The 9,963-nt window shown below is 37.0% G+C and carries 5 protein-coding genes and 1 pseudogene; 1 reads left to right on the top strand and 5 read right to left on the bottom strand.

Features of this window, described 5'->3' with window-relative positions; all coding sequences use genetic code 11:
• Positions 1–767: 767 nt before the first annotated feature.
• The gene (locus KVT27_RS18805; RefSeq protein ID WP_036127568.1) at positions 768–2,957 is read right to left on the bottom strand and encodes a DNA topoisomerase III; all 2,190 of its coding nucleotides are present in this window, start codon (positions 2,955–2,957) and stop codon (positions 768–770) included.
• 132 nt (positions 2,958–3,089) lie between these two features.
• Between KVT27_RS18805 and KVT27_RS18800 the strand changes: the two are divergent.
• Positions 3,090–3,297: pseudogene (locus KVT27_RS18800) on the top strand (hypothetical protein); the annotation flags it as partial.
• A 237-nt stretch (positions 3,298–3,534) separates the two neighbouring features.
• On the opposite strand, the gene KVT27_RS18795 reads toward KVT27_RS18800, so the two are convergent.
• From KVT27_RS18795 to KVT27_RS18780, 4 genes are all read right to left on the bottom strand, one after another.
• Positions 3,535–4,605, bottom strand: coding sequence for a glycosyltransferase family 2 protein (locus KVT27_RS18795; RefSeq protein ID WP_036122797.1), 1,071 nt, complete (start codon positions 4,603–4,605; stop codon positions 3,535–3,537).
• Between the two features lie 137 nt (positions 4,606–4,742).
• A complete protein-coding gene (locus KVT27_RS18790) occupies positions 4,743–5,495 on the bottom strand; it encodes a hypothetical protein (protein ID WP_036122794.1) in 753 nt (250 codons plus the stop codon).
• Between the two features lies 1 nt (position 5,496).
• Complete coding sequence (locus KVT27_RS18785; protein WP_217581757.1) at positions 5,497–9,279, bottom strand: DEAD/DEAH box helicase; 3,783 nt, start codon at positions 9,277–9,279, stop codon at positions 5,497–5,499.
• Between the two features lie 112 nt (positions 9,280–9,391).
• On the bottom strand, positions 9,392–9,946 hold the full coding sequence (locus KVT27_RS18780; RefSeq protein ID WP_036122789.1) for an NADPH-dependent FMN reductase: 555 nt from the start codon (positions 9,944–9,946) through the stop codon (positions 9,392–9,394).
• Positions 9,947–9,963 lie beyond the last annotated feature (17 nt).

Here is a 9,963-nt window from a genome sequence, read left to right as displayed (position 1 = left end):
GATTAGCTCAAATTGTTTTGCTGGCATCAATTTTGATGTCCAAAATTTTGTTTCGTTCACTAGCTAGGCTAGCTACTAAAAACTTTATTGATTACGTTTTGCTTGTTCAGTTTTCAAGGTTCATTTTTATTTATCGTCCTGCGACAAGAATTAATATTATCAGAATGTAATACAATAGTCAACAACTATTTTAATATATTTTTTTCGTTGTCGAAGTGACAGAATATATAATATAACATAATAACATTTTATCTGTCAGCACTTTCCTTCAAATGTTTAACACTACGAATCGCTGCTCCTATTTCGTTAGGCGGTGTAAAGGTGAAAAGAATGAGCGGTGTACTTTAATGTCCACTGTTGTATTTAGTTTTAAAGATACATCCTCAAGTTAGAGAATCGGGCAACTTTTGTTACTGAAAGACATCCACATCGTATGAGTATTTTGCAAATGAGATATATCATTAAATGAATCTCCAGTCGTGCTGGAATTATGGGAAATTTGCAGCCCCATCAATAAAAACACAGGTACGCTACTCATCTATGAAACAATGGCGCACCCATTGAAGTAATTCAAATTTTGATGAGAGCATGATAAAAGTGTCACTACTAGAAAAATATCAGAAGTACGGTTAGCTTATTTAAAACTGAAAAATACCTTATTTATAATCGCTAAAATCATTGAATCATAATCCCAAACCCGGACTTAAATAATATTAAAAGAAACCAGACACGTCTTTTGAACGTTCGGGTTTCTTTTAAATTAATATTTATTTTTCTACATTAAAGCCTTTTAATAAATCTGCAAAAGCATTATTCAAAGGCTCTGCTTCTTTCTCTTGCTGTTTCATGTACTTTTGTACACTACGTTTATCCACTTTACCTCCACCTTCTTTTTTACGGCGAGCTTCAAAAGCAGATAACTTCTCACGATAGCCACACTTACATACGAAGATTTGACCATCACCTTCGCCACGTAATTCAAGCTTTTTCTTACACTGAGGACAACGTGCATTCGTCACACGCGACACATTCTTACGGTGACCACATTCACGATCTTGACAAACAAGGATTTTACCTTTTTTCCCGTTCACTTCAAGCATTGGCTTACCGCATTCAGGGCAAGTTTTTGTTGAAATATTATCATGCTTAAATCTCTTATCGCTATTTTTAATATCAGCTACAATTTCTTTTGTATGTTGCTTCATTTCATTAATGAAGGTTTCTTTTTTCAGTTTACCTTTAGCGATTAATTCTAACTTTTGCTCCCATTCGGCTGTTGTTTCAGGAGATTTTAACTCATTAGGAACTAAATCAAGTAACTGACGACCTTTAGAAGTGATATGAATATCCTTACCACGCTTTTCAATTAGGAATGAATTGAATAACTTATCAATAATATCGGCTCGTGTTGCCACCGTTCCTAATCCACCTGTCGATTTTAACGTATCAGCAAGCTGCTTATTTTGCGTGTTCATATACTTTGTAGGATTTTCCATTGCCGATAAAAGTGTAGCCTCAGTGAAACGTGCTGGAGGCTTCGTTTGACCTGATGTTTGAGTAATTAAATTTACTTTTAATACTTGGCCTTTTTCGAGACGAGGCAATAATTGTTCCTTCACATCTTCGTTTGATTCCTCATCATCAAAGCGATTTGAGTAAACTTCTTTCCATCCGGCAGAAATTACTGTTTTACCACGAGCAATGAATTTTTCGTTACCAATATGAGCTTGCACTGTTAACTGTTCATATTCATAAGCTGGGAAAAGCACCGCTAAGAAACGTTTTACAACTAAATCATAAATTTTACGTTCTTTATCGGTAAAGTTTGCAAAGTTTACGTATTCTTCTGTAGGAATAATTGCATGGTGATCAGATACCTTGCTGTCATCCACAAATGATTTATTCGCTTTAATTGGTTTTGAAAGCACTTTGTTTGCTAACGTTCGATATTCTCCTATACCGCATGCTTTTAATCGTTCTGGAAGGGTGCTAACGATGTCTGAAGATACATATCGCGAATCAGTACGAGGATAAGTAAGCACTTTATGAGACTCATATAGTTTTTGCATGATATTTAATGTTTCTTTAGCTGAGTATCCAAATATTTTGTTTGCATCACGCTGTAGCTCCGTTAAATCATATAACCCTGGAGAGAAAGATTTTTTCGGCTTACGTTCAATTTCGATTACTTTTGCATCTTGTTTATCTAATGAATTAACAACAGCATCTACTTTTTCTTTACTAAAGCTGCGTGAATTACCATTCGCATCTTGCCATGTTAATTTTAATTCTTTTGTTTGTGCCTCAATTCCATAAAACGTTTGTGCCTTGAAGTTCTTGATTTCATCTTCACGAGTAGCAACCATTGCTACTACAGGAGTCTGAACTCGCCCTGTATTTAACTGAGCATTAAATTTAGTAGATAGCGCTCTACTTGAGTTCAATCCCAAATACCAGTCTGCTTCACTACGAGCTACTGCAGCTTGATATAGATTGTCGTAGTTCTTTCCAGGTTTTAAGTTTGCAAAACCATCTTTAATTGCCTTATCAGTAACAGATGAAATCCATAGACGCTTGATTGGTTTATTCACTTTCGCACGATCAATAATCCAACGAGCCACTAATTCCCCTTCACGTCCGGCATCTGTTGCGATGATAATTTCATTCACATCATTACGTGTAAGTTGAGATTTAACTGCATTATATTGCTTACTTGTTTGTTTAATTGTTGTTAATTTCAGACGCTCTGGTAGCATTGGTAAATCTTCTAAGTTCCACTTTTTATATTTTTCATCATAGCTCTCTGGGTCGGCTAAAGTGACTAAGTGGCCTAAAGCCCATGTAACAATATATTTATCTCCTTCAATATAACCATTTCCTTTTTTATGACACTTCAGCACGTTTGCTATATCACGTGCAACTGAAGGTTTTTCTGCTAACACTAAACTTTTAGCCATATATAACATCCTTTCGTACTTCCTCATGTTTAATATAGCACATGCTTTATACTTAAACTTCTTTTAAGCAAAACAGAAAATCAACTGGAAATTAACAGGAGTTCTCTTTTAGATGCTATACAACGATTATGAGAGCTTCGCGGCGAAGGCGATGGTCCAATCTTTATATGTAAATGTGGCTATCGTGAAAAACTTTCTGCCTTTGAAGCAAGACGAAAAAAAGAAGGTGGAGGCAAAGGTTGATAAACGTTCCGTACAAAAATACTTAAAGCAGCAAAATAATGAGGAATCTGTAAACAACGCACCTGCGGAAGCCTTAAAAGGTTTAAAGTTAGATTAACGATAAAGAGCAAATTCACACCAAATGTGAATTTGCTCTTTTATTATGCATACTCAAATCCACTAAACATATCTTGAATTAACTGAATATTCTATATATAAAAGGAGGTTTTTATGGAAGCAAAAAATTTTAGGCCTCGTAATGTGATTTTTATGACGATTGTTGTTGGTGTATCTGTGTTAATTGGTCAAGCTATTTATGTTTTGTTTATTGATGTACCATTCCCTTAATAGAGATTTATATCTTTAAGCGACTGAGTAGATATTTTTCATTTTCTTTGATTTCCGAATGATTCGGTTTCCATTTTCGTGCCTCTAGGTTATGTTGATAGGCATTTTCGTATAACCGTAACTCCCTATATAACAGACTTAGTTGTAAATGAGGTAGCCATGTTGAGTAAGCTCGTTTTTGAATAGTCATTGAATCGACGGAAGCTTGTTGCAAAGCTTGGGAGTACCAATAGATAGCCTCTTTATGTTTCGTTTTCTCCATAAAAAATTGGCCCATTCTGCAACATGCTTCTGGCTTTGGTCGATCATACAAAAAAGATTGTAAAATAGCTTGTTGAGCGTGATGATCATCCTGTAACAATCGATAGCATTCCCCTATATGCAAACATGCTTCAATGTGATCATCTGTAGCGCCTAATTCGCTATCTAGAAATGTATTATATTGATTTATGGCTTCTAAATATCGTTTATGCAACTTTAATTCATTTGCATAATGAAATGAATCCCTTGCTGAAAGAGTATGCCCCTTTTGAATTAAACCTTCATAGATACATAAGTTGCGATGAATATCCTTTGTTAACGGTAAATGTGTGACAGCTATATCACTGTGAAGGTGCTGACCAGATACCTTTAAATATTCATGGACAGCGCCCTGCCATTGAAAGTGATTGCCTCTTTTTACTAGACGATACTTTCGCTCACTGCACTCCACTATCCCATCGTCATCTAGTACTAGGTAATGATCCATAGTGACGGTATCAACCGTTGGATACAAGGATTGCTTTAGTAGTAATAATTTATGTTGGTTTTCCTTTGTCATAATATCGTCTGCGTCTAGCCATAATATATATTCTTTTGTTGCCTGCTGAAAGGAAAAATTGCGTGCATTTGCAAAATGATCACACCATGGAAAATCAAAAATACGAGAGGTATAATTTTGGACAATATCTTTTGTACGATCAGTTGAGCCTGTATCAATAATATTCATCTCATCCACTATATGCCGAACTGAATCTAAGCATCTTTCAATCGTACATTGTGCATTTTTAACAATCATACATAAACTAATCGATACCATCTGTCCCCTCCTTATCATGTAGTAATATACTATGCTAGTTCATTCATTTTTCAAAACAATTTTTCGATATCACCTCACTTTTAGAGCTGACATGGTAAATAAAAAAAACGAACGCTATCCACGCTCGTTTTTTCGTTCTATAAATATTGCTCACGCCACATCAATTGTTCTTTATCAGTAAGTTGTTGTTCTAGACGGTGGTCCCATTGATTTAATAACATATTCCACACACGAACAAATAGTATATCTTGTTCCTTATCGTAAAGGATAAATTCTAAGCATGGACTATCATTAATTTGTTGGGCTTCTACTTCAACAACACTTGCGATCATTCTTTGTGAGTTGCCTGTGGTGTCTTCTTTTTCCACTTCTTGTAAGGCAGCTATAATGAGTGATTCATCAAATCGCTCCTGTTGTTCAGCTTCTTTATCTACATACCGATAAAGCTCTGGTAACTCATCGTATTCATCATTATTTACATCACTAGTCAAAAATGATTGATGACAAGGACTAAAGTAAAGAGTGGATGCCTCTACCTCAAGCTCCTCTTCAAAGATACCTTGTGCAAGCTGTTGCTGCCCTTTTTCTGTTAGCTTAAAGAAGCCTTCCTCACTTTTCATAAGACCTACGCGAATCATTAAAGACGTCAGGTCTTCGATAAATAATGGATCTACAAGCAATAATTCGCTCAATTCTTCCACATTTCCAAAATCCGCCTCTTGAATGCTCAGTAGCAGCATTGTCATTAAGACATCCATCGTAGAACGGCGAACTGGCTCGAACGTTACATCCACTGTACGAATTGGAATACACCATTCAGCAGTTTTGACAATTTTAATATTGCGATTTTGTTGCAGCTCACGCATTAATCGTTGCTGTAATTTTAACACTCTACATCACCAATCCTTCATGATTACGCAAGCCTTCGTAGGATTTTACAGTATTTAATAACTGGGTATACATATCTCTTGTATCTTGATGTTTTGCACGTTTCGCAAACATGTCTGCACTTCCTACAAGTAGTAGTAACTCCCGAGCACGGGATAGAGCGACATTTAAGCGACGATAATCTCTTGCAAAGCCAATATCTCCACCTTTTGGTGTATTACGAACCATACTGACGAGAATTACGTCCATCTCCATACCTTGGAATTTATCAACTGTCCCCGTTCTAAATTGTAAATGCGGCAACTGTAGCTCCTGCTGTAGGAGACGATTTATTTTCTTCACTTGCTCGCCGTAGAAGCTAATGACTCCAACGCTTTTCAAGGTATCCTGTGGCATACGCCCTGCTTCTTTTGCTACCTTCACTGCATCATTTAGATCTAGCAAAATACGACGAATTGTTTGTAATTCCCCTTCATTATAACGACTTGTTCCTCCCTTAACCTGTTCCTCTAAATAAGGTTTTTCGGTTGGAATATCAATCCATAATAAATGGTCATCACGTTTGACAAATTGTCCCTCTAAGCCATGATCTCTCGCCGAATCTGAGTCTGGCAAGCCACATTGCAACCCATTTTCTTCTTGCGCGTAAAACGGGGTAATACTTTGCATAATTTTTTCATGCATGCGGTATTGAAGAGCCAACATTTGCTTATGGGTTTGAGGCAGATTATTGAATAGGCGCTCAAATAATGATTCACGTAGTAAATTTTTTAATTCCTGTGCGCCTTCAAAATTCGGATTTTCTTCTAGCATCGCCTTCAATGTTTCCTCCAATGTATCGTCACCAAGTAGGGGTGGTAGCTGGTGATGATCCCCTACCAAAATAACCTTTTTCCCTTTCAGCATTGGTAATAGTAATTCTGGCGGTGTTGCCTTTGAAACTTCATCAATAATAACAACATCAAAGGTTGGGTAATTTTCCATAAACTCTTTACTCGCCGAAGCTACACATGTGGTACCAATAACATTTGCATGTCGTACGTACAATTTTCTAATTTCATCTAAATCATATTCAGTAGCGTTTTGAAGTTTCTCTCGCCATTGCTCTTGCAATTTTTTTCGAAGTGGTAGTTGTTTTTCCTGACGCTGTAAATCTTCAATAGCTTTCTTTGAAGTTTGAATAGCTTCTCTAACCTCTTCTGCTGTTCGCTCTGGCGTCGACTGTAATAGCTTTGTGTATGTGGCCAATTGCTTTTCCTTTTTCAATCCCGCGACATTGATCTCCTTTAACCGCTCTTCCATTTGTGATAGCAGTAGGTCTACTTCCTCCAAGCTAGCTTGTACGGTTTGAAGTGAAGCTTGTTTTGGTACTAATTGAACGCTAGCCTTTTCAACTCGTTCTAGTTGCTGATTGGCTTCCTGAAGAGATTCTCGTAATTGTCCCATAAGAATTTTTAAATATTCTACGGATTCCTCTGGTACTTCTTCTAATAGGAAGTTGCTTGCTAGCTGTTGTAATCGCTCTGTATGCTGTATAAATGGCTGCAATTGCCGCTGAATGCTTTGTACATCAAAGCTTGTAATGGCACACTCTTGATGCAGTAAACTAACAAGATTTTTTCGGAATGACTCGTATTCTTCGTCTTTATGGTCTTGTTGCTGCTTAAGTGCCATTCCTTTTTGCCATACAAAATCACGACGCATATAGAGCCCCAGCAAATAGCTTTCAATTTCATGAATGGCAGGCGTTTGATCATCTTGAAATGCCTTGTTTAATTGAGCAAATACACCCGTAAGATTTTGTAAAGAAAAGGATTGCACAGGCTGTAATCTACTTTTTGCTTGCGCTTTCTCCTTTACCTCATCCGTCACTAACGCCTCTAGCTTTGCAATGGCTTTTTGGAGACGACTATTAATGGTAGACCATGCCTCTAAATCTTTTGCATCCTCTAAATGTTGTATTCGATTCATTTGCTGTGAAAGGACATGAGAAGGACGAATTTGATAATGCTGTAAATATCGTTGGATACGCTCATAGGACGTCAATGTATGGACATACTTTTGCGCTTCCTTCATAATGATGAGTCGATTATTTTCTGTTTCATATTTTTCTTGTACATCCTGGAATTGAACTGTTAATTGTTGTTTTTGCTCCAGCAATTCTTTATATTGAGCAGCTGCCTCTAATTGCTCCACCTTTTGTGAAGCCTCTTGAATGGAAAGCTGAAGATTTTCAATTGAAGGATGATCAGCAAGTGTCTGTTCAAGCTGCTGTATAATGGGCTCTATTTGTGCGAGCTGCTTCTCATAATGTTCTTTTTGAGCTTCATATGTCTGTTGCTCTGTTTTGGCAGCTTTTAAGTCTTTTTTTAACGCTTGAATTTCCTGCTGTAAAATTGGTTCTTCAATAGCAGCTTGCTCTTTAGCGGCTATTTCCTGCGTCAATTCCTCAAGCCATAACTCTAATTTTTCAAGCTCAGCTTTTGCTTTGGTCAAATTGTCCTTGAACGTCTGCTCACGTTCAGGAAAGATCGAGATTGCCTCTTCAATCGCTGCCAATGTTTGCTCACGCCACTGCAGAGCTACATTTTCTTCAATAAATTTTTTTCCCTCTTCCTCAATACTTTCCGTTCTACCATAGCGTAAAATTCGAATTTCTTGATTGGAAAGAAGCCGTCCTAAAGCATTATCTACCGCTAGATTTGACTGAGAAGCAACAAGAGTTTTTAAACCAGCTTTCACATTTTGCTGACAAATCTCTGAAATGACAGTTGTTTTCCCTGTACCAGGTGGACCTTGTATGACAAATAAATCTTCAACAGATAAAGCGCCTAAAACCGCTCTTCTTTGATATTCATTTAAATTATTATGAAATTCAATATCTTCTTGAAGCTTCGATGCTCGTACAGAGGGACGTTTTTCAAATAGGATCGTCTCTAAATTAGGATTAACAGCCTCACCCTTTTCTAACTTGGTAAAGCCATTACGTAATCTTCTAATTTGACTTAATGTTGCAAAGTTGCTGAAGCTCGCTTGTTTCGAACGAAGATTAAGCTGATCCTTGCGAGCCAATTCTTGTGTAAAAGGTTTTAAATCAATTTCAACTGTTTGCTTTCCAGCATGTGTCTTCAACACTTGTCCTATTTCACCACGGACACCTTGAATACTAACACTCAAGCCTTCTAATTGCTTCCATTCCTTATTCTTTATGTAGGGACAAACAAGCGTTAAGCGTGTAAAGTCTTCATTGAAATAGCTTTGCTTAAATTCACTATGAATATCGTCAATAGTCGCATCGCGCTCTTGTATTTTTAAATAACCTTCCCAGCTAGCAATACGTTTTTTTACATATTCAGTCCGTTCTTCCGCAATCGGTAGCTGTCTGATCTTCGTATGAAGCTCCAGTGGAACACCTGCTCCGTTATTAGGCTTTGTAACAAATTGCAGTGCTGCTGCTAAACGGCGATTTGTGTTAATCGGCCCTCGCATATGCACAAAACGAATATTTGTAGCTAGTAACCCTTCTAGCTTTAATACACAGTCCATAATCACCGTTTTCTCGGCAATACTATCACTTAATTTTTCATTGTCTTCAGCATTAAAATAGATAGATAAAAATATTTCACCCACTGTTTTTGCTTTGCGTTTTTCAATGTAGACCGTAAAAGATCTTTGTAACGCAAAAAAGGCATGCTCGTTTGCTGAGCATTCCTCTACCGCTTCCTTTGCCTTATTAGTCAAAATAAGACAACAGCGTTGTTTTTCTAGTAAAGCGATGTCCTGCATGAGCAGCCCTCCTTCCAGTGTCACTAAAGTTTTATTTTATCACATACTAAAAGAATACTTACAAAGAAAAATCCCCTGCACAGTGATTTCTTACCACCGTGCAAGGGTACTATTAATGTTGATCGATTGTTTCCTTCGGCAAGTTCTTGCTCATCTCACAGTATTGAACAAATACACGTGCTAATTCACGTAAGCGGCTATGAACATCCTCATCCACAATACGATTATCTGCATCAAAATGGGATGTATGTGTATACACATAGTTCGGTGTAACAAGAGCACGGAAGTAGTCTAAAATAGGTTTTAATTGATTTTCAACAACAAGATGGTGTTGATATGTGCCGCCATTTGCAACGATAGATACAGGTTTATAGCGCATTGTTTTAGGGTGTAGGAAGTCAAATGCATTCTTCAAAACGCCCGGGATTGATGCTTGGAAAATTGGCGTTGCAATAATATAAGCATCCGCCTCCTCAAATTGTTGGATCATTTTCTTCATATCTTCATTTAATGGTGAGCCATCAACAATTTGATGTTTATATTCACTAAAATGCATCATTTCTAAATCGAAACTAGCATCTAATTCTTTAATGTATTGTTCCACTTGCTCTAAAATAGCACCAGTTTTTCGACCAAACATTGTGCCATCAACGAGTAAAATTTTCATCTTCACTTTGCCTCCAC

The sequence above is a fragment of the Lysinibacillus sp. GbtcB16 genome, assembly GCF_019091145.1.
GTDB lineage: Bacteria > Bacillota > Bacilli > Bacillales_A > Planococcaceae > Lysinibacillus > Lysinibacillus fusiformis.
Note: the sequence above shows the minus strand (reverse complement) of the source record. Positions and strands in the feature narration are given on the sequence as shown.